Genomic DNA, 19,370 nt, shown 5'->3' with positions numbered 1-19,370 from the left:
GGGCGGGCAAACGGTGCGGGAGGTGGATTGGTCGTCACCGGGAGGCCGCCTCGTGGCGCACGGGCTCGGCGCCGCTGAGATCGGCATGGACGTGCCGTCTCCCGATCGGGACGACGAGCGGGGCGTCCGAGACGGGGTCGGGGACGATCGTGGCCCGCAACCCGAAGACCTCGTGCAGCAGCTGCTCGGTGAGGACCTCCCGCGGGTCGCCGGCCGCGACGACACGCCCCTTGTTCATGACGACGAGCAGGTCGGCGTAGCGGGCGGCCAGGTTGAGGTCGTGCAGCACCATGACAACGGTGCGGCCCTGCTCCTCGTGCAGAGTGTCGACCAGGTCGAGGACCTCGAGGGCGTGGGTAAGGTCGAGGTAGGTGGTCGGCTCGTCGAGGAGCAGGACGTCGGTACCCTGGGCCAGGGCCATGGAGATCCAGGCGCGCTGGCGCTGCCCTCCGGACAGCTCGTCCAGTGGGCGGTCGGCGTGCTCCAGCATCCCGGTCCAAGCGAGGGCCTTGGCCACGTGCTCCTCGTCGCCCGTGGACCACTGCTGGATCCAGGACTGGTGCGGGTGGCGCCCGCGGGCCACCAGGTCGGCCACCGTGAGCCCCTCCGGGGCGGCGGGCGCCTGCGGCAGGACGCCGAGCACCTTGGCCACCTCGCGGGTCCGCATGTGCTCGATGTGCTTGCCGTCGAGGAGGATCCGCCCGGCCCGAGGGCGCAGCAGCCGGCCGAGGGCTCGCAGCAGAGTGGACTTGCCGCAGCCGTTGGGGCCGATGATCGCGGTGATGCCGCCGTCGACCGGGGCCAGGTCAAGGCCCTCGACGACGACGCGGTCGTCGTAGGCCAGGGTGACGCCGTCGGCGCGCAGCCTGTGGGGCGTAGCCGTCATGGGGTGACCTCTCGGATCCGTCGTCGAAGCAGGTGGAGCAGGAAGGGGGCGCCGATGACGGCGGTGACCACCCCGGCGGGCAGCTGGACGGGCAGGGCGGTGCGGGCGACGACGTCTGCGGCGACGAGCAGGCAGCCACCGAGCAGCCCGGAGGCGAGGAGCGCGGGTTCGGCGGTCCGGGTCAGGCGCAGGATCACCTGCGGCGCGACCAGCGCCACGAACGGCACCGGGCCGGCGGAGGCCGTGGCCACGGAGGCCAGCGTGACGGCGAGGAGCAGCAGCACCAGCCGGGCGCGTTGCACCCCGACGCCGAGCCCGGCGGCCACCTGGTCCCCCAGCCCCAGTGCCCGGAGGGCGAAGGCGGCCGGGCCCGCGCACAGCCCGACGGCTGCGACGGTCGCGGCCACGGGGAGGGCGTGGTCCCAGCCGCGGCCGTTGAGGCTGCCGGTGAGCCAGACGGTCGCGCTGGCGGCGTCGGTGATCTCCGCCTGGACGAGCAGCCAGGTGGTCAGGGAAGTGCCGAAGGCGCTCACCCCGATGCCGACGAGCACGAGGCGGAAGCCGTCGACGCCCTGCCGCCAGGCGAGGGCATAGACGGCCACGGCGGCGGCCAGGCCGCCGAGCAGGGCCGCGGCGGGCACGCCGACCGCGGCACCGCCCGACGGGGCGAGCACGATCATGGCGACGGCGCCCACGCTCGCCCCCGAGGTGATGCCCAGGACGTCGGGCGAGGCGAGCGGGTTCCGGCTGACGGACTGGGTGATCGCGCCGGCCACGCCGAGGGCGAAGCCGACCAGGAGCCCGGTCAGCGCCCGTGGCAGCCGCAGGCCGAGGACGACGAACCGGTCGCCGTCCTCCCCGCCGCCGGCCAGGATCGCCAGCACCTCCAGGAGGTTCAGGCCCAGGTCGCCGAGGGCCACGCTGACCGCCGTCAGCAGGGCGCCGAGGAGGACGAGCAGCGCCATGACGGCCACCACCCGGGGGCGCAGCACGGCGGAGGCGGGACCCAGGCGCACCGCGCGGCGTCCGGTGACGGCGTGGGGGGCCGGCGTGCGGGCCGGGGCGGCCCGGAGCTGCTCGGCGCTCACGGCGCCGCCGGCCGGCGGCGCCGGATGAGCGCGACGAAGAACGGCGCGCCTACGAGGGCCAGCACGATGCCCGCCTGGAGCTCGGCCGGGCGGACCACGACCCGGCCGACGACGTCCGCCGCGAGCAGCACGGCCGCGCCCGCCAGGGCGCTGTAGGGCAGCAGCCAGCGGTGGTCCGGGCCGGTGACCGCCCGCGCGGCGTGCGGGACGATGAGGCCGACGAAGCCGATCGGCCCGCACATGGCCACCGCCGATCCCGTGAGCAGCGTGACGGCGGCGACGCCGAGCAGGCGCGCGCGGCGCACGTGCTGGCCGAGCGCCCGGGCGACGTCCTCGCCGAGCGCCAGCGAGTTGAGGGCGGGCCCGTTGGCGAGGGCGAGGACCGTCCCGGCGAGCAGGAACGGCAGCATGGGGGCCAGCACCTCGATATCCCGGCCGGCGACGGAGCCCACGGCCCAGAACCGGTAGGCCTGCAGCGTCTCGACGTCGAGCAGAACCACCGCGCTGGTCAGGGCGCCGAGCAGCGCGGTCACCGCCGCCCCGGCGAGGGCCAGGGTGGCCGGGTTCCCCCGCCCGGAGCCGAAGGCGAGCACGACCACCGTGGCCGCCAGGGCGCCGGCGAAGGCGAACCAGACGTACGCGGAGGGGCGGTCGACCCCGAGGACGTAGGCCGCGATCACGACGGCGAACGCCGCCCCGGCGCTCACGCCCAGCAGGCCCGGGTCGGCCAGCGCGTTGCGGGTGTGGCCCTGCATGAGGGCGCCCGACAGGCCCAGGGCGGCTCCCGCGGCGAGGGCCACGGCCGTGCGTGGCAGGCGCATCTCCCGGACGATGACGTCCGCCTCGGACCCGCCCGGCGTCACCAGCGCCGACCACACGAGGTCCACGGGCAGGGCCTTGGACCCGACGGCGAGACTGAGGAGCGCGCACGCCGCGACCGCGGCCAGGAGGACGCCGAGGCCGAGCAGGCGCCGCCGCGGTCGGCCTTTGCCGGCGCGCGGGGCGGCGGGCGCGGGGGCGCGCGGATCCGCGGGCGTGGTCGTCGGGTTCACAGCATGTCCTCAGGGGCGGTCTTGAACGGCTGGTAGGTAAGGCTAGCCTTACCTGCTACCGTCTGGCGACCACGCAGGTAAGGTTCCCCCCGCTTCGGAGGTTTCACTGTGCTCACGAACATCCTCACGGCCCGGACCGGCCGCGCCCTGGCGGTCCTGGTCGCGGCCGGGTCCGTCGCCTCGTGCGGCGCGGGCGCCGCGGCCCCGGAGGCCACGACAGAGTCGGCGGAGACCCGCACGGTCGAGCACGCGATGGGCGCCACGGAGGTCCCCGCGGACGTCGAGCGCGTCGTCGTGCTCGACACCGGCGAGCTCGACGCCGTCGTCTCCCTGGGCGTCACGCCCGTCGGGGCGGTCACGACGGACGTCTCCACCTCCCTCGTCAGCTACCTCGGGGACGAGCTGTCCGAGACCGAGCCGGTCGGCACCATCGGCGAGCCGAACCTCGAGATGATCGCGTCCCTCGACCCGGACCTGATCCTGTCCAACACGGTGCGCCACGAGGACCTCTACGACGAGTTCTCCGAGATCGCACCGACCGTCTTCGCCGGCGACGTGGGTGACACCTGGAAGGAGACGCTCCGGCTCACCGGTGACGCCCTGGGGCAGCGGGAGCGGGCCGACCAGCTCATCGCCGACTACGAGGCCCGCGCCGCCGAGGTGGGCGAGTCCGTCTCCGGCGGCGACCCCGCGAGCGTCGAGGTGAGCGTGGTGCGGTTCCTCCCGGACCAGATCCGGCTCTACGGCGAGGCCTCGTTCATCGGGACCGTGCTCGCCGACGCGGGCTTCGCCCGGCCCGCCTCGCAGCAAGTTCAGGACACCTTCGTCGAGGTCTCCCCCGAACAGATCTCCCAAGCCGACGGAGACGTCCTCTTCACCTCGACCTACGGGGCGCCGGAGGACACGGCGGTGGCCGAGGTGACCGGCGGGGAGCTGTGGAACCGGCTGGGCGCGGTGCAGGCCGGCAATGCCCACGAGGTCTCCGACGACACCTGGATGCTCGGCATCGGGGTCACCGCCGCGAACCTCGTGCTCGACGACATCGAGAACATCCTTGGCTGACCGCCATCTCGGTGCCCCAGGGCACGAGACCTCCCGCTACCCGCCTTGTCTGGCACGCCCACACTTAGACCGGTGATGCGTCGCCCGCCATCGGCCCCTCGAGGAGCCGGGTGGACGCGTAGTCGGGTGGGAGCGAATGGGCGCCTGGGCGACCGGTCGTGGCATGACCGGCGTATGCGATAGATCAGCGCGCTGGCCGGTGAGTACGTGCGCGAGCAGCTGGGGCAGCGCAGCCAGGGGAGCGGCGGGACCAGCCGGCCTCAGACCGGCCAGCACGGTTCGGCGTATGCCGGCCAGGACCGTCCGGCGCCCCCGGCACGGAGGCTACGGAGTCGGGGAGTACGGCGCCGGCTCCAGCCGGAACGACATCGGCGCAGGCCAGGGCGCGGCGGCGGGGCATGTCCCGCGAGGACCGAGCGGCGGTCGCAAAGTACAAGTACATGTTGCGCACTGCCCCGCCCGGAGGACATGGAGCGTGCTCACGCCGAGGCCTTCGCGCGGCTGACGCCGCAGCAGCGCGCCCTCTTGCGGGCTGAGCTCTCGGAGGAGCTGCCCGCGGGCGAGCGCCCCCACACGGACCAGCCGGTCGACCTGGCTCGGGCCGCCTCCCGGGCCGAGGTCTCCCGCCCCGGCTTCATGGAACAGCTCCTTGCGCGCCCCGCCGTCGGCCGGAGCGGGCGTGGCACGGCTGGCGGCCTCGCGGCCGGCGCCGCCGGCGGACTAGGGCGTGTCTCTTAATGCCTTGAGCCAGATGGTGATCGCTCGCAGGACGACGCCGCCGCGGTAGGTCAGCGCGAGCTTGTCGTAGCGGGTGGCCAGGGCGCGCCACTGCTTGAAGACGTTGAAGGAGCGTTCGACGACGTTGCGCCGCTTGTAGGCCTCGGTGTTGTAGGTGACGGGCCGGCCGCCCTTGGACCCGCGGCGTTTGCGGTTGGCGATCTGGTCGGAGCGTTCGGGGATGACGGCCTGGATGCCGCGCCGGCGCAGCAGCGCCCGGTTCGCCCGGGAGGAGTAGGCCTTGTCGGCCAGGGCCCGCACCGGCGTGGTCCGGGCCCGCCCAGGACCCAGCCGGGGCACTCTCACAGAGTTCATCAGGTGCTCGAACATTGGCGAGTCCCCGCCCTGCCCTGGCCCGAGCACCATCACCAGCGGGCGCATGTTGCCGTCGCAGACGTGGTGGATCTTCGTGCTCAGTCCGCCGCGGGAGCGGCCGATGGCGTGGTCAAGCGGCTCCTCGTCCAGTTTCATGTAATTCGACAGCTCCCCCTGTGTCCCTCGGGAGGTTCGTGGCGTGCTGGTGGGCACGGTTGATCGTGGAGTCCACCGACACCTCCCAGTTGACCAGTCCGGCCGCATCCGCCTGCGCGAGCAGGGCGGTGAGGATCTTGTCCCAGGTCCCGTCGCCGCTGAAGCGGCGGTGCCGCTTCCACACCGTCTGCCACGGGCCGAAGCACTCGGGCAGGTCCCGCCAGGCGATCCCGGTGCGGTAGCGGTAGACGATGCCCTCCACCACCGCGCGGTGGTCCCGGAACCGCCGTCCCCGACGGCCCTCCGAGGACGGCATCAACGGCTCGATCAACTCCCACTGGGCATCCGTCAGCACGGCATAACGTGACACCACCGCAGCGTTTCAGTCCACCAGCCCCACTATTGGGAGACACGCCCTAGGCGCCGGACTGCTGGCCGGCGTAGCTGGTGCCTTCATCGGCACCGCGGTCGCCGGCCCCCTGCTGGTGATTTCGACGGAGCCGCCGCGTCGCTGGCACAGGCCGATGCCTTCGGTGACGAAAACCGTCTGACCCAACGGGTGACGGTGCCAGTGGGTGCGGGCGCCGGGCATGAAGTGCACGAGGCTGGCCTGCACCCGCGAGGGCGGCGGGGCGGCCGCGATCGGGTCGATGTAGACCTCACCGGTGAACCAGTCGGCGGGGCCCTTGGTGGTGTCGATGGAGCTTCGGGTGATCTGCATGAAGGGGCGTTCCTCGTTGCTTCGTGCGGCGGGACGTGCCAGAACCCCGAGCTCGAGGCTCGGCACCTGCTCGGTGGGTCTCAGCGCGTGGGGTCGGTGGCCGGCCGCGCGGGGAGGTGGGTCGCTGCCCAGCTGGCGAGGAGCTTGAGGCGGTCCTCGGAGGCGGTGCCGGGTTCGGCGGTGTAGATGGTCAGGTCGAGGACCCAGTCGTCGTCCGCTGCCAGGTTCAGGGAGTGGTAGACGAGGTCGAGCGGACCGACCTCGGGGTGGTTGAACTGCTTCTTGCCGGCGTGGTGGATGCGCACGTTGTGCGCGGCCCAGCGGGCGCGGAACTCCTCGCTGAGGGTGGAGAGCTCGCCGACGAGCTGGCGCAGGTCCTTGTTGTGGGGGTCGCGGCCGGCCTCGGCGCGCAGCAGCGCGACGGTGACGTTGGCGGCGCCGTCCCAGTCGGGGAAGTAGTGCTGCGCGCCGGGGTCGAGGAACTGGTAGCGGGCGATGTTCGCGGGTCTGCGCGCGTCGGCGAACATGGGCGAGTAGAGCGCCCGGCCGAGGGCGTTGATGGCCAGGATGTCCATGCGGCCGTTGCGGACGAAGGCGGCGGAGGCGGTCATGGAGTCGAGCATCCACTGGACCCTGGGCCGGACCTCGACCTGCTTGTGGCGGCGCGGTGCTCGGTTGGCGGGCCGGGCGGCGCGGGCGAGGTCGAACAGGTAGACGCGTTCGGCCTCGTCCAGCTGCAGCGCGCGGGCGACGGCCTCGAGGACGTCGTCGGAGACGCCGCTGATGTGGCCCTTCTCCAGCCGGGTGTACCACTCCGTGCTCACCCCGGCCAGGACGGCGACCTCCTCACGGCGCAGCCCGGCCACCCGGCGCCGGCCGCCGCCGGCGGGGAGCCCGACCTGCTCGGGCGTGAGCCTGGCCCGTCGGGTGGCGAGGAAGTCGCGGATGTCGGAGCGGTTGTCCACGCCTCCCACGCTACGGCTCGCCGAGCGCCAAGGGAGGTGGTGGTTCTACCCCCATAAACGCGACCTCCTACATACGCGAAGGTGCCGGTTCGATGGAGTCGGTCCGGGAAAGAACTGGCCCGCCCGTACCAACCCCTGCGTAGAAGGAGCACCATCATGCGAGGAGCCGTTCTCCACGGCGCCGGCGACGTCCGCGTCGAGGAGCGTGAGGACCCGCGGATCGTTGAGCCCACGGACGCGATCATCCGCGTGACGGCCGCATGCGTCTGCGGCTCGGACCTGTGGCCCTACCGCGGCATCGAGACCTACGACGGCCCGCAGCCCATGGGCCACGAGTACGTCGGCGTCGTCGAGCAGATCGGCGACGAGGTCGAGAACGTGAAGGTCGGCGACTTCGTCGTCGGCTCGTTCTTCGCCTCCGACAACACCTGCGAGATCTGCCGGGTCGGCTACCAGAGCCGCTGCGTGCACGCGGTCATCATGGGCGCGATCGGTACGCAGGCCGAGCTGCTGCGCGTGCCTCTGGCGGACGGCACCCTGGTCGCCACTCCCGGCATGCCCGAGGAGGACCTGCTCCCGTCCCTGCTGGCCGCCTCCGACGTGCTGGGCACCGGCTGGTTCGCGGCCGTTGCCGCGGAGGCCGGGCCCGGCAAGACCGTCGCCGTCGTCGGCGACGGGGCCGTCGGCCTGCTAGCGGTGCTCGCCGCCAAGCAGCTGGGCGCCGAGCGCATCATCGCGATGAGCCGCCACGAGCCCCGCCAGCGGCTGGCGCGTGAGTTCGGTGCCACCGACATCGTCACCGAGCGCGGCGCCGAGGGCGTCGCCAAGATCAAGGAGCTCACCGGCGGCCTGGGCGCCCACTCGGTCATCGAGGCCGTCGGCACCCAGGAGTCGATGATGCAGGCGATCCGCGCCACCCGCCCCGGTGGGCACGTCGGGTACGTCGGCGTCGCCCACGGCGTCGAGCTGCCCGGTGAGGAGCTGTTCTTCTCCGGTGTGCACCTGCACGGCGGCCCGGCCCCCGTACGCCGGTTCCTGCCCGAGCTCATCGAGCTCATCTGGGACCGGAAGATCGAGCCCGGGAAGGTTTTCGACCTCGAGCTCCCGCTCGAGCAGGCCGCCGACGGCTACAAGGCCATGGACGAGCGCCGCGCCATCAAGACGCTCCTGCGTCCCTGACCCGAGCCACGGGGTTCGGCCTCCGTCCGCTCGCGGCGTTCGGGCGTGACCGCCGGTGGGGCCGCGGCGCCACCGGCCTCACCCGGCAGCGCCGCCCGCGCGCACACCCCCTCGTGAAAGGAACACATCCGCATGCCTGCCTCCCGGCCGGCAGACGGCCGCGGCGACCACCTTGTCTCGGTGCGCGAGGCGACGAACGAGCAGGGGCCCCGGGCCGAGTGGCCGGGCTCTCACCGACTCGCGGGCGCGTTCGTCTTCCTCGCCATCGTCGGCGTAGCGATCCTCGCCTCGAGCGCCGGCATCCTGCGACGCTTCCGCCGGCGCGCTTGGCGCGGCGCTCGGTGAACGTGTGCTCGCACATGTCGTCGCCGTGGTGGGTGAGGACGTCCAAGGCGACGTAGGACGCCGGCTGGCGGTGTGCGAGCTGCGCGATGGCGCGAGCGGAGGTGGCTACCGGCCCGCGTACCCCCGGTCCAGCGCGGCCGCGCGGACTCCTGCGGGCTTCCCGCACGTCTACGTCGACACGTCTACGTCGAAAGGGCCGGGCAGGGCGCACGGCCGGCCCGTGGGGCATCCTTGGCGACGTGCTCCCGTCCGCCGCCACCTGGCGCCGCCGCGCGCCCGGGCTCGCGCTCACCGCGACCGTCGCCGCGCTCGCCGTGCTGGCGAACCGCGCCGTCCCGGTGGTCTCGGCGCTGCTGGTGGCCATCGTCGCGGGAGCGGTGCTGCGCAACGCGCGACTGCTGCCGGCCGCGGCCGAGGCGGGGGTGCGCTACAGCGCCCGGACGGTGCTGCGCCTCGGCGTGGTGCTCCTCGGCCTGCAGCTGTCCGTCCCGCAGGTGCTCGGCCTGGGCTGGGGCGCGATCGCGGTGATCGTCCTGACGGTCGCCGTCACGTGGGCCGTCACCCTGCTGGCCGGGCGGTGGCTGGGCGTCCCGCCGGGGCTGCGGCTGCTCCTCGCCACCGGCACGGCGGTCTGCGGCGCCTCGGCGGTGGCGGCGATGAGCGCCGTGCTGGGCGAGCGGGCGCCCGGCGAGGAGGACGAGGACGTCGAGGATTCGGCGGCCACCGCCGTCGCCGCCGTGACGGTCTTCGGCACCCTGGCGATGCTGCTGCTGCCCGCCCTCGCGGGCGCCGCCGGGCTGGACGACCACGCCGCGGGGGTGTGGCTCGGCGCGTCGGTCCACGAGGTGGGCCAGGTCGTGGCGGCCGGCGGGCTGATGGGCTCGGCCGCGCTGGCCACCGCGGTGGTGGCCAAGCTCGGCCGGGTGGTCCTGCTCGCCCCGCTGGTGGCCGGGGTCGGCTACGCCCGCCGCCGGCGGGTGCGCGCCGCCGTCGAGCACCTGGTGGCGGTGGACTCCGCGAGCGTGGTGACCGGCGTGCCGCCCACCGGGGCCCCGCACGTGCGCCCGCCGCTGGTGCCGGGCTTCGTCGTGGGGTTCCTGGTGCTGGTGGCGGTGCGCTCGCTGGCCCCGGTGCCGGCGGAGGTCCTCGGCGCCGTGCAGCTGGCCTCCACCCTCCTGCTCACCGCGGCGATGGTGGCGCTCGGCGCGGGGGTCAACGTCCGTGTCCTGCTGCGCCGGGGCGGCCCGGCGATGCTGCTCGGGCTCGTCGCCTCGGTGGTTGCGGCGGTGGTGTCGCTGGCCGGGGTGCTGGCGCTCGTCCGATAGGCGCCCGAGGCGGTGTCCAGTCGCATCCCCTCTCAATCGAGGGTCGTGGTGAACATCTGTCGCTCACCGCGGCCGTCCGACCTAGCATCGGCCCATGGAGACGACGTCGTCTATGACACGAGCAGACCTGCTGAGCCGGCTCGCGCGCGTTCTTGCCGAACGTGCCCTGGAGAAGGGGGTGCTCCGCGTGGCCATCGACGGCCCGGACGCCTCGGGCAAGACGACCTTCGCGCGGGACCTCGGCGACGTGCTCAGGCCGCTGCTGACCGAGGGCGCCGAGGTGCGCCGGTTCACCATCGACGACCTCATGATGCCCATCCAGGTGCGCCGCTCGGAGGTCGCGGCCGACCCGCAGTGGCTCTACGAGAACTTCCTCGACCTCGCCCGCATCCGGGAGATCGCGACCGGCCTGCCGGAGAACTCCCCGCCCGGCACGGTGGTGGTGCTCGACGGCATGACGCTGCAGCGCCCGGAGCTGGCGGACCTGTGGGACGTGGTCCTGTACCTGACCGCGCCCGACGAGCTGGTCATCTCCCGGTCGCGGGAGCGCTACGCCCGCTACGTGGACGAGACCGAGGAGCCGCACGAGCTCGACGACATGGAGCGCCGGTACGTCGAGCGGTACATCCCGGCGTACCAGGTCTACCTCGACTCGGTGAACCCCGCCGACCGCGCCGACGTCCTCATCGACATGACCGACTTCGACGTCCCCCGGGTGAAGCGCTGGGACGGCTTCTGAGGCGCGCCGCACGGAGGTGGCGCTCCGGCCGGCGGTTACGGGCCGGGGCAGCGCCGGGGCAGGCACGGGGTGGAGCCGCGGCGGGTCCGGGCGGAAGTCCTAGGTCCGCTATGCCCGTTCGCCTAGTCTCGTGACCGTGATCACGATCGCCGTGCCACGCGAGCCGTCACCGGAGACGCGCGTGGCGCTGGTCCCGGAGGCGGTCCGCGCGCTCGTCCGGGCGGGTCACCGGGTGCTTGTCGAGGCCGGCGCCGGGGCGGCCGCGCACCACCCCGACGCCGAGTACGCCGCGGCCGGGGCCGAGGTGCTGCGCGGCGTCGACCTCGCCGGCGTCGACGTCCTCACCCACGTCACCCCGCTGCCGGCGCGCGTGCTGGGGGCGCTGCGCCCGGGCGCGGTCACCGTCGGCCTGCAGGCGCCCGTGGACGACCCCGAGCGCCTCGCCGCCGCCAACGACAACCGGGTGACGGTGCTGGCGTTCGAGCGGCTCCCGCGCACGGCCCGCGCCCAGGCCATGGACGTCCTGTCCTCCCAGGCGCTCGCGGCCGGCTACCGCGCCGTCCTCGAGGCCGCAATCCGGCTGCCGCGGTTCTTCCCGCTCGCCATGACGGCGGCCGGCACCGTCCCGCCGGCCAAGGTGGTCGTCCTCGGCGTGGGGGTGGCCGGCCTGCAGGCGATCGCCACCGCCCGGCGCCTCGGCGCCAAGGTCGCGGCCAACGACATCCGCCCGGACTCCGCCGAGGAGGCTCGGAGCGTCGGCGCCACCTTCATCGACGTCGGCGTCGACGCCGCGGAGGGCGCCGGCGGGTACGCCCGCGCCCTGGGCGACAGCGCCACCGAGCGCCAGCGGGCGGCGCTGGCCCCGCACATCGCGGACGCCGACGTCCTCATCACCACCGCCGCCGTCCCCGGCAGGCCCGCGCCGCGGCTGGCGACGACCGCCATGGTCGCCGCCATGCGCCCGGGCTCCGTCGTCGTCGACCTCGCCGCCGCCAGCGGCGGCAACGTCGAGGGCTCACGCCCCGGCGAGGAGGTGCGCGTGCCCTCCGCACGCGGGGGCGGCGACGTCACCGTCTTCGGCATCACCTCCGCGGCCTCCGACCTGCCGGCCGACGCCTCGCGCCTGTACGCGAAGAACGTCCAGAACGTCATCGAGCTGCTGGTCCGCGACGGCGAGCTGGCCGTGCCGCTCGACGACGACATCGTCGCCGGGATGGCGCTCACGCACGACGGCGCCACCAGCGCCGCCGGGGCGCCCGGCGCTCTGCCGCCTGCCGCTGCCCCGCCGGCCTCGCCGGCCGAGGCGGGGGAGCCGAGCAGCTACGCGGAGGGCGTGCGATGAGCGGCGTGATGGTGCTGACCGTGTTCGTGCTGGCCGTGTTCGTGGGCGTGGAGGTGGTCTCCAAGGTCTCCTCGACCCTCCACACGCCGCTGATGTCCGGCGCCAACGCCATCCACGGCATCATCCTCGTCGGCGCCGTGGCGGTGACCGCGCACACCACCAGCCCGGTGCTCGTCGCTCTCGGCGCGCTCGCGACGCTGCTCGCCACGGTGAACCTGGTCGGTGGCTTCGTCGTCACCGACCGCATGCTCGAGATGTTCTCCGGCAGGAAGAAGGCCGCGGCTCCCGGGCCCACCGCGCCCGCCGCGCCCGCCGAGGCGGGGGAGCGGCGGTGAACCTGCTGCCCGGCGAGGCCGCGGCCCTGCTGTACCTGGCCGCCGCCGTCTGCTTCATCCTGGCCCTCAAGGGCCTGTCCTCGCCGCGCAGGGCCCGGCGCGGCAACGCCCTGGGTGCGTTCGGAGCGGTCGTCGCCGTCCTCACGGTGCTCCTCTCCACGGACTTCGCCGGGTCGAACCTCGTCGTCGTCCTCGTCGCCATCGCGGTGGGCTGCGTCGTCGCCGTGCCCGCGGCCCGGCGGGTGCGGATGACCGAGATGCCGCAGCTGGTGGCGGTCTTCAACGGCGTCGGCGGTGGCGCCGCCGCCGTGGTCGGCATCATCGAGCTCGCCGAGCGGGAGGGACGCGCTGTGCCGGTGGTGGCCACCACGGCGACAGCGTTCGCGGTGTTCGTCGGCGCCACCTCGCTGCTCGGCTCGCTCCTGACGTACCTGAAGCTGCAGGGCAGCCTCACCTCCCGGCCCATCGTGCTCCCTGGGGCGGGGCCGCTGATTGCGCTCGCGCCCGTCGCGGGCGTCGGCGTGGGCGCCGCCGTGGCGGTGACCGGCAACGTGTGGCTCGGCGTCGTGCTGCTGACCCTCGGCCTGGCGTTCGGGGCGCTGCTGGTGCTGCCGGTGGGCGGCGCGGACGTGCCGATCGTCATCTCGCTGCTCAACGCCTTCACCGGGCTGTCGGTCGCCGCCTCGGGCTTGGCGATGTCCAACACCCTGCTGCTGGTGGCCGGCACGCTCGTCGGCGCCTCCGGCACGATCCTGACGATGGCCATGGCCACCGCCATGGGCCGCTCGGTCGCCGGCATCCTCTTCGGGGCGCTCCGCGGCGGGTCCACCGCCGGATCCACGCAGGTCTCCGACCGGCCGGTGCGACGCGCGCAGCCCGAGGACGTCGCGATCACGCTGGCCTACGCCAGCAAGGTGGTCGTCGTGCCCGGCTACGGCCTCGCCGTCGCGCAGGCCCAGCACACCGTCGCCGAGCTCGTTACCGCGCTGCGCGAGCGCGGGGTGGACGCCGTGTACGGGATCCACCCCGTCGCCGGCCGCATGCCCGGGCACATGAACGTGCTGCTCGCGGAGGCCAACGTGCCCTACGAGCTGCTCGTGGAGGCCGCCGAGGTCAACGCGGCCATGCCGTCCACCGACGTGGTCGTGGTGGTCGGGGCCAACGACGTGGTCAACCCCGCGGCGCGCACGGACCGGTCCGCGCCGATCTACGGCATGCCGATCATCAACGCCGACGAGGCCGCCCAGGCCATCTTCCTCAAGCGGTCCATGCGGCCGGGGTTCGCGGGCATCGAGAACGAGCTGCTGTTCGCCGAGAAGACGCAGGTGCTCTTCGGCGACGCCAAGGACTCGCTCACCAAGGTGGTCAACGCGCTCAAGCAGGTCTGACGCGCGCTACCGGTGGGCCGCCTCCACGTCGTCCACCCGGGAAGATCTTGCCGTCGGCGGGCGGCGGGCCGGTCAGGTCTCTCACGCCGCCGCACGGAGACCCGGCCGCCCCTGAATCCCGGCCTTACCTCCGCGTTATTGCCGGAGGGTGGCGGATAAAAGCGCCCGTGCGACTCGCCGGCTGCTCCTCGGGGCGGGGGCCGGCCACGGCGGCGTTGGCGGCGTCCTGCGCCTGCTGCAGGCCCTCCGGGACGGGCAGCTCGCCCCGGAACACCCGGTCCAGCACCGGGCCGAACGCCTCCAGCCCCGCGGCGGCGCCCGGGCCGGACGGCAGCGGAAGCTGCGGCTCGTCGGCGGCGTCGAGGAGCACGCCCACCTCGACGCCACGCCCCGCCCAGTGCTCGACGAAGGTCGCCTGCGCGTCCTGCGCGGCGGGGATCCCCACCCCCTGGCTCGCCAGCGCGGCCTGGCCGTCGGCCGACGCGAGCCACCGCAGCACCGTCGCCGTGGCGCCGGGGTGCTTCGTGTCAGCGCGGGCCACCGCCGCGACGGCGGTCACGGCGCCGGGACGGCCATGCGGGCCGGCCACCACGGGCGCCAGCGCCCACGCCACGCCGGAGTCGGCCACCGCCTCCAGGTTGGCGGAGCCCGCCTGCAGCAGCGCCAGCCGGCCCCCGGTGAACAGCGCCAGCGCCGCCTCCGGGCTGAGGTCCGGCGGAGCCACCTGGTGGACGCGGGCGAGGTCCACGAGGTACTGCACCGCGGCCCGGCCCTCCTCGGTGGCGAAGGCGAAGCGGCCCTCGCGCACGAGCGCGGCACCGTTCTGCCCGAGGAAGGGGCCCACCACGGCGGCCAGGTCCGGCCCGGCGTTGAAGCCGTAGGTCTGCGTGGCCGGGTCGAACCCCTCGTCTCCGGGCCGGCGCCCGGCGGCGTCGGTGGACAGCCCCCGCGCCGCCGCCACCAGGGTGTCGCCGTCGCCGCCCCCGGGGGCCCAGGTCAGCGTCTCCGGTGCGACGCCGGCCGCCCCGGCGAGGTCGGTGCGGTAGTACAGCGCCAGGGAGTGCCACACCTGGGGCACGCCCCACAGCGTCCCGTCCCGGACGAACAGCTCCTCGACCGCGGGCTCCCACCCGTCGTGGTCCTCGCCGACGACGGTCCCGGCCTCGAGCAGCGCGCCGGCGTCCGCGTGGGCCGGGAACAGGGCCGGGTCGGCCCAGAAGAGGTCGGCCATGGTGCCGGCGGCGAGGTCCTCGGCCGCGCGGGCGGCGTAGTCGGCCCGCTCGACCAGCTCGACGCGGACCCTGACGTCCGGGAACTGGGCGCTGAGGGCGTCGAAGGACTCCTCGTAGGCCCGGGCCGCCTCCTCGTCCCACAGCCGGAAGGTCACGGTGGTCACGGCCGAGGGCACCGTGGCCCCGGCGCTGTCGTCCGGCTCGGTGGTCCGGGCGGCGCACGCGCCGAGCAGCACGGCCGCGGCGACGACCCCGGCCGCGACCCGGCCCAGCTCGGTGCGCACGGACACCCCCTGTGCTCTGGCCCCCGGGGGCAGGGAGCCTACGGGCAGGTTATCCGCCGGTGCGCTCCGCGTCCCAGGGACGTCAGGACCAGGCGCGGCCGGGCGCCGGCCGGGCCCGGTCTCGGGCGATGGACGACGGACGCCCCCGGAACGCCGCCCCCGGCGCGGATAGTCTCGTCCCGGCTGGCGGGCGTGGGCGGCAGCTGCTGGACGCCGTGCGTGGGCGCCGTGCCCGTCGCGCACCGACCACCCCGTCCCGCACCACCGAGGAGATGCCCGCATGACCACCGCGCCCCGCGAGACCGCCGACCCCGCCGTCGCCCTCATCGAGGACGAGGCGGTGCGGATCACCCAGGAGCTCGTCCGCATCGACTCCACCAACTACGGGGACGCCAGGGGCCCGGGCGAGCGGGCGGCGGCCGAGTACGTGATGGGGCTGCTGCGCGAGGTGGGCCTGGAGCCGACCTACCTGGAGAGCGAGCCCACCCGCGCCAACGTCGTCGTGCGCCTGGAGGGGGCCGACCGCACGCGCCCGGGCCTGGTGATCCACGGGCACCTGGACGTGGTGCCCGCCAACGCCGCCGACTGGTCCGTGGACCCGTTCTCCGGGGAGATCCGCGACGGGATGATCTGGGGCCGCGGCGCCGTGGACATGAAGGACATGGACGGCATGATTCTGGCCAACCTGCGCCACCTGGCCCGGACCGGCACCAAGCCGCCGCGCGACATCGTCTTCGCGTTCTTCGCCGACGAGGAGGCGGGCGGCACGCTGGGGGCGCAGTGGCTGGTCACCCACCACCCCGAGCTGTTCGAGGGCTGCAGCCAGGCGATCAGCGAGGTGGGCGGGTACTCCATCACGCTGCCGGCGAAGGAGACGGGCGAGCCGGTGCGCGCCTACCTGCTGCAGACGGCGGAGAAGGGCTTCGCGTGGATTCGGATCCGCGCCACCGGCCGCGCCGGGCACGGCTCGGTGCCCAACGACGAGAACGCCATCGTGCGGCTGGCCCGCGCCATCGACCGGATCGACGCCCACGAGTGGCCGCGCGAGTTCGTCGCCTCCGTGACCACGTTGTTCGACGGCGTCACCGAGCTCACCGGCGTCGAGCGCGCCGACGAGCGCATCGAGGACTTCCTGCCGCTGCTCGGCGGGGCGCGCCAGTTCGTCTCCGGCACCCTGCAGGACAGCGCCAACCTCACCATGCTCAGCGCGGGGTACAAGAGCAACGTCATCCCGGGCAGCGCCGAGGCCGCGATCGACTGCCGCTTCCTGCCCGGCCACCAGGACCTCATGCTCGACACCATCCGTCAGCTCGCCGGCGAGCACGTCGAGGTCATCGTCGACAAGCTCGGCATCTCGCTGGACGCGCCGACCGAGGGCCCGTTGATCGACGCCATGCGCGAGGCCATCCTCGCCGAGGACCCGGGCGCGCACCTGCTGCCCTACTGCCTGTCCGCCGGGACCGACAACAAGGCGCTGCGCCGCCTGGACATCGACGGCTACGGCTTCGCCCCGCTGCGGCTGCCCGCCGACCTGGACTTCGCGCCGCTGTTCCACGGCGTGGACGAGCGGGTGCCGGTCGACGGCGTGCGGTTCGGCGCGCGGGTGCTCAAGCGCCTCATCGAGACCTGCTGACCCTCACCGCGCGACGGCGTCGAGGAACTCCAGCACACGTTCCGTCATGAGTGCGGCGGCGGGGGCGTCGTACGAGGGCAGGCTCTCGTCGGCGAAGAGGTGCTGGTTGCCGGGGTAGAGGAACAGCTCGGCCTCCGGCGTCGTCCCGGCCAGGGCCCGGGCGGCGTCGATGTCGCCCTCGTCGACGAAGAACTCGTCCCCGTCCATGCCGTGCACCTGGACCGGCACGCCTCTCGGCCAGCCGTCCCCGAACTCCGAGGTGGGAAGGCAGGCGTGGAAGAGCTGGGCGCCCCTGGCGCCGCGTCGCGACTGCGCCAGCATCTGCGCCGGCATGACGCCGAGAGAGAACCCGGCGTAGACCAGCTCGTCGGTCAGCCCCTCGGCCGCCTGCCGACCGCGGTCGAGGAGCGCGCCGGACCCGACCTCCCGGGCGTAGGCCAGCCCCTCCTCGAGCTCGTCGAAGACCCTGCCGTCGTAGAGGTCCGGCGTGTGGACGGTGTGCCCGGCGTCGCGGAGCCGTTCGGCGAACTGGCGGACACCGTCCGTCAGCCCGTGCGCGTGGTGGAACAGCAAGACCTCGGCCATCCGTGCTCCTCTCGCCGTGCCGTCCGGCTGGGCGGAGACCCCGCGCGTACCGGCACCAAGCACCCAGCATGCAGGCAGGTGGCGGCGGTTGCTGCCACTTCGGAGGCCTCGGCCGGATGTTCACCCTCCTGCGAAGCGCGCCCGGAGCCGATACTTGGAGCGTGGGGACCACGGAGCTCCTCGCCGACGCCCGAGCGGCTTACGCCGCCCGTCGGTGGCGGGCCGCCTTCGACGGATTCTCGCAGGTGGAGACGGACGCCCCGCTCGCCCCCGCGGACCTCCACCTCGTTGATGATGTTCCCGTTCTTCTGGTCCGCCTGGGGCCACGTCCTGACCCAGCGCACGCGGCGGGGTTGCAAGGTGCGGGATCGGCTCCTGAGCGGGCACGGGGACAACCTGGTGCGGATCAAGCCCGAAAACCTCGACGCCGCAGGCGTCGAGCCGCGCGGATCGTCGGTGTCCGGGACGGCCTGCCGGTGACCGAGGACGGGCGGGTGCTGGAGGTCACCAACGTCGTCTGGGCGACCGGCTTCAAGCCCGACTTCGGCTGGATCGACCTCTCGGGTCTCGACTCCACCGGCCGCCTTACCCATGACCGCGGTCGCGTGCTGGGGCAGTCTGGGCTCTACGTGCGGGGGCAGACCTTCCAGTACAGCTTCAGCTCCGACTCCGTGGGCGGCGTGGGCCGCGATGCGGCGTACCTGGTACGGGACCTGGCCCGGCGTACGGGGGCCCGGGCGTCGGCTCGCCGGCCGCTGGCGGCCGTCGCGGCATGAGGCCGTTGCGGGCACGGGGGGCTAGGCCGGGCGCACCGGCTCCACCATCTCGAACGGCACGGTGAGCACGTCCTTCCCGGCGCGCACGTGGTACCGGGTGCGGGCGCTCTTGAGCACCTTGCCCTCCACGCCCAGGTACTTGCCCGGCGCGGTGATGCGCACCCGCCACCCGGGGGTGAGCCGGCCGCTCGCCGCGGCGAGCTCCAGGCGCATCCGGGGCGTCAGCGGCGGGTCGTCGACCTCCACCGGCGGGTCCTGCACCCGCCAGCGCCGCCCGGCCTCGTCGACCACCCACGGGCCGTCGTCCTCGGCGGCCACCTGCCCGGCTGCCGGCTGCGGCTCGCGCTGCCACCACACGGACGGCTCGGGCTCGGCCGGCTCGTCGTCGAACAGCGCGGCGAGGCCGGTGGACCGCTGGTCGGCGTAGATCTCGGCGGCGCGGCGCCGCTCGCGGCTGGCCAGCAACGCCCGCAGCTCGCGCTCGTAGCGCGGGCCCATCGCCACGGGCCGGCCGCCGTGGGTCCACATCAGCAGGAAGTCCGGGTTGAAGGCCGGGTCGCAACGGGCGCAGCTGGCGGGCCGGACGGGGCGACGGTGCCGGTCGTAGGAGTGCCCCCGCGGGCACGTGCCGCGCCACGGCGCGGGTGCGCGGGGTGCGTCCGGCGCGACCAGCCGGGAGCCGGAGCAGCCGATGGCGAGCGCCTTGGCGCGCCAGACGCCGTCGTGCCCGTGGCTGGGCCCGACCAGCGCGTGGGCGATCTCGTGCAGGAGCGTGTCGCGCACCTGCTCCTCGTCGTACAGGGTCATGAGGTGGCGGGAGACGGAGATCGTCCGGGCGTCGAACTTGCACGCGCCGGCGCGCCGCTTGGCGTTGTCGAAGGCGAAGTGCCACGAGCGCAGGCCGTGCTCGGCCAGGAGCGCGTGCCCCAGCCGGCGGACCTCCGTCAGATCCATGCCCCCACCTCCGTGCGAAGCCCGGCGAGCCCGGGCCCGTGCGCACGAGGCTACGACGCCCCACTGACATCGTCCGAACCGTTCCACACCGGTTCGGGCGGTTCTCGGGTGTGAATCTCACCGCCCGTGCCTTGCGCCGCCCGCGCCTTCCGCCGCCCGCGCCGACGGCGGCATGGTGAAGCCGACCCTCGCCGCTGACGGCCGGCACCGTGACGCGCCCGACCGTCCGCG

The 19,370-nt window shown here is 74.3% G+C and carries 19 protein-coding genes; 10 read left to right on the top strand and 9 right to left on the bottom strand.

Translation table 11 applies throughout. The annotated features are described in order from the left end of the window. Positions 1–34 precede the first annotated feature (34 nt). The 3 genes from ACF0H8_RS01905 to ACF0H8_RS01895 are packed head-to-tail and all read right to left on the bottom strand — an operon-like array spanning position 35 to position 3,026. Positions 35–886, bottom strand: a complete 852-nt coding sequence (locus tag ACF0H8_RS01905; RefSeq protein ID WP_395287308.1) for an ABC transporter ATP-binding protein — start codon at positions 884–886, stop codon at positions 35–37. Continuing rightward, positions 883–1,974, bottom strand: coding sequence for a FecCD family ABC transporter permease (locus tag ACF0H8_RS01900; protein ID WP_395287307.1), 1,092 nt, complete (start codon positions 1,972–1,974; stop codon positions 883–885). The genes ACF0H8_RS01905 and ACF0H8_RS01900 overlap by 4 nt, the downstream gene beginning before the upstream one ends. After that, positions 1,971–3,026 (bottom strand): FecCD family ABC transporter permease, encoded by a 1,056-nt coding sequence (locus ACF0H8_RS01895; protein ID WP_395287306.1) that lies wholly within the window; start codon positions 3,024–3,026, stop codon positions 1,971–1,973. The genes ACF0H8_RS01900 and ACF0H8_RS01895 overlap by 4 nt, the downstream gene beginning before the upstream one ends. Before the next feature lie 108 nt (positions 3,027–3,134). On the opposite strand from ACF0H8_RS01895, the gene ACF0H8_RS01890 reads away from it, so the two are divergent. Then, positions 3,135–4,088, top strand: coding sequence for an ABC transporter substrate-binding protein (locus ACF0H8_RS01890; RefSeq protein ID WP_395287305.1), 954 nt, complete (start codon positions 3,135–3,137; stop codon positions 4,086–4,088). A gap of 720 nt (positions 4,089–4,808) precedes the next feature. Here the strand turns inward: ACF0H8_RS01890 and ACF0H8_RS01885 are convergent. The 3 genes from ACF0H8_RS01885 to ACF0H8_RS01875 form a co-directional block, all read right to left on the bottom strand. Beyond that, positions 4,809–5,706, bottom strand: a protein-coding gene (locus ACF0H8_RS01885) for an IS5 family transposase (protein WP_395290790.1) whose coding sequence is annotated in 2 segments (ribosomal slippage) — positions 4,809–5,345 and positions 5,347–5,706 — 897 coding nt in all. Because the reading frame shifts where the segments join, the coding sequence is not laid out codon by codon here. Between the two features lie 12 nt (positions 5,707–5,718). Then, positions 5,719–6,057, bottom strand: a complete 339-nt coding sequence (locus ACF0H8_RS01880) for a hypothetical protein (protein ID WP_395287304.1) — start codon at positions 6,055–6,057, stop codon at positions 5,719–5,721. 80 nt (positions 6,058–6,137) lie between these two features. Then, complete coding sequence (locus ACF0H8_RS01875) at positions 6,138–7,022, bottom strand: helix-turn-helix transcriptional regulator (RefSeq protein ID WP_395287303.1); 885 nt, start codon at positions 7,020–7,022, stop codon at positions 6,138–6,140. 156 nt (positions 7,023–7,178) lie between these two features. On the opposite strand from ACF0H8_RS01875, the gene ACF0H8_RS01870 reads away from it, so the two are divergent. From ACF0H8_RS01870 to ACF0H8_RS01840, 7 genes are all read left to right on the top strand, one after another. Next, positions 7,179–8,201 carry a zinc-dependent alcohol dehydrogenase family protein gene (locus ACF0H8_RS01870; protein WP_395287302.1) on the top strand — a complete coding sequence of 341 codons (1,023 nt, stop codon included), beginning with the start codon at positions 7,179–7,181 and terminating at the stop codon, positions 8,199–8,201. Between the two features lie 132 nt (positions 8,202–8,333). Continuing rightward, positions 8,334–8,546 (top strand): hypothetical protein, encoded by a 213-nt coding sequence (locus ACF0H8_RS01865; RefSeq protein WP_395287301.1) that lies wholly within the window; start codon positions 8,334–8,336, stop codon positions 8,544–8,546. A 239-nt stretch (positions 8,547–8,785) separates the two neighbouring features. Beyond that, the gene (locus ACF0H8_RS01860) at positions 8,786–9,871 is read left to right on the top strand and encodes a YeiH family protein (protein ID WP_395287300.1); all 1,086 of its coding nucleotides are present in this window, start codon (positions 8,786–8,788) and stop codon (positions 9,869–9,871) included. 112 nt (positions 9,872–9,983) lie between these two features. Beyond that, the gene (locus ACF0H8_RS01855; RefSeq protein ID WP_395287299.1) at positions 9,984–10,610 is read left to right on the top strand and encodes a hypothetical protein; all 627 of its coding nucleotides are present in this window, start codon (positions 9,984–9,986) and stop codon (positions 10,608–10,610) included. Positions 10,611–10,746: 136 nt separating this feature from the next. After that, complete coding sequence (locus ACF0H8_RS01850) at positions 10,747–11,952, top strand: NAD(P) transhydrogenase subunit alpha (protein ID WP_395287298.1); 1,206 nt, start codon at positions 10,747–10,749, stop codon at positions 11,950–11,952. Further along, complete coding sequence (locus ACF0H8_RS01845) at positions 11,949–12,287, top strand: NAD(P) transhydrogenase subunit alpha (protein ID WP_395287297.1); 339 nt, start codon at positions 11,949–11,951, stop codon at positions 12,285–12,287. The genes ACF0H8_RS01850 and ACF0H8_RS01845 overlap by 4 nt, the downstream gene beginning before the upstream one ends. Continuing rightward, on the top strand, positions 12,284–13,675 hold the full coding sequence (locus tag ACF0H8_RS01840; RefSeq protein ID WP_395287296.1) for an NAD(P)(+) transhydrogenase (Re/Si-specific) subunit beta: 1,392 nt from the start codon (positions 12,284–12,286) through the stop codon (positions 13,673–13,675). Before ACF0H8_RS01845 ends, ACF0H8_RS01840 begins: the two co-directional genes overlap by 4 nt. Positions 13,676–13,799: 124 nt before the next feature. On the opposite strand, the gene ACF0H8_RS01835 is transcribed toward ACF0H8_RS01840, so the two are convergent. Continuing rightward, positions 13,800–15,197 (bottom strand): extracellular solute-binding protein, encoded by a 1,398-nt coding sequence (locus tag ACF0H8_RS01835; RefSeq protein WP_395287295.1) that lies wholly within the window; start codon positions 15,195–15,197, stop codon positions 13,800–13,802. Positions 15,198–15,471: 274 nt separating this feature from the next. On the opposite strand from ACF0H8_RS01835, the gene ACF0H8_RS01830 reads away from it, so the two are divergent. Then, entirely contained in the window at positions 15,472–16,824 is a 1,353-nt protein-coding gene (locus ACF0H8_RS01830; RefSeq protein WP_395287294.1) for a M20/M25/M40 family metallo-hydrolase, read from the top strand. Between the two features lie 3 nt (positions 16,825–16,827). On the opposite strand, the gene ACF0H8_RS01825 is transcribed toward ACF0H8_RS01830, so the two are convergent. Continuing rightward, entirely contained in the window at positions 16,828–17,409 is a 582-nt protein-coding gene (locus tag ACF0H8_RS01825; protein ID WP_395287293.1) for a dienelactone hydrolase family protein, read from the bottom strand. A gap of 476 nt (positions 17,410–17,885) precedes the next feature. Here ACF0H8_RS01825 and ACF0H8_RS01820 point away from each other — a divergent pair, with 476 nt between their 5' ends. Then, the gene (locus ACF0H8_RS01820) at positions 17,886–18,185 is read left to right on the top strand and encodes a hypothetical protein (RefSeq protein WP_395287292.1); all 300 of its coding nucleotides are present in this window, start codon (positions 17,886–17,888) and stop codon (positions 18,183–18,185) included. A 21-nt stretch (positions 18,186–18,206) separates the two neighbouring features. Here ACF0H8_RS01820 and ACF0H8_RS01815 read toward each other — a convergent pair whose 3' ends face one another. Continuing rightward, positions 18,207–19,139, bottom strand: a complete 933-nt coding sequence (locus ACF0H8_RS01815) for a SprT-like domain-containing protein (protein WP_395287291.1) — start codon at positions 19,137–19,139, stop codon at positions 18,207–18,209. Between the last annotated feature and the right edge of the window lie 231 nt (positions 19,140–19,370).

It is taken from the genome of Georgenia sp. AZ-5, from assembly GCF_043952095.1.
GTDB lineage: Bacteria > Actinomycetota > Actinomycetes > Actinomycetales > Actinomycetaceae > Georgenia.
This window is presented reverse-complemented; position numbering and strand designations above follow the sequence as displayed.

What these genes read in the sequence shown, in the direction of transcription:
- ACF0H8_RS01905 (WP_395287308.1), bottom strand. Translation starts at nt 886, where the DNA reads ATGACGGCTACGCCCCACAGGCTGCGCGCCGACGGCGTCACCCTGGCC.
- ACF0H8_RS01880 (WP_395287304.1), bottom strand. Translation starts at nt 6,057, where the DNA reads ATGCAGATCACCCGAAGCTCCATCGACACCACCAAGGGCCCCGCCGAC.
- ACF0H8_RS01870 (WP_395287302.1), top strand. Translation starts at nt 7,179, where the DNA reads ATGCGAGGAGCCGTTCTCCACGGCGCCGGCGACGTCCGCGTCGAGGAG.
- ACF0H8_RS01865 (WP_395287301.1), top strand. Translation starts at nt 8,334, where the DNA reads ATGCCTGCCTCCCGGCCGGCAGACGGCCGCGGCGACCACCTTGTCTCG.
- ACF0H8_RS01855 (WP_395287299.1), top strand. Translation starts at nt 9,984, where the DNA reads ATGACACGAGCAGACCTGCTGAGCCGGCTCGCGCGCGTTCTTGCCGAA.
- ACF0H8_RS01845 (WP_395287297.1), top strand. Translation starts at nt 11,949, where the DNA reads ATGAGCGGCGTGATGGTGCTGACCGTGTTCGTGCTGGCCGTGTTCGTG.
- ACF0H8_RS01830 (WP_395287294.1), top strand. Translation starts at nt 15,472, where the DNA reads ATGACCACCGCGCCCCGCGAGACCGCCGACCCCGCCGTCGCCCTCATC.
- ACF0H8_RS01825 (WP_395287293.1), bottom strand. Translation starts at nt 17,409, where the DNA reads ATGGCCGAGGTCTTGCTGTTCCACCACGCGCACGGGCTGACGGACGGT.
- ACF0H8_RS01815 (WP_395287291.1), bottom strand. Translation starts at nt 19,139, where the DNA reads ATGGATCTGACGGAGGTCCGCCGGCTGGGGCACGCGCTCCTGGCCGAG.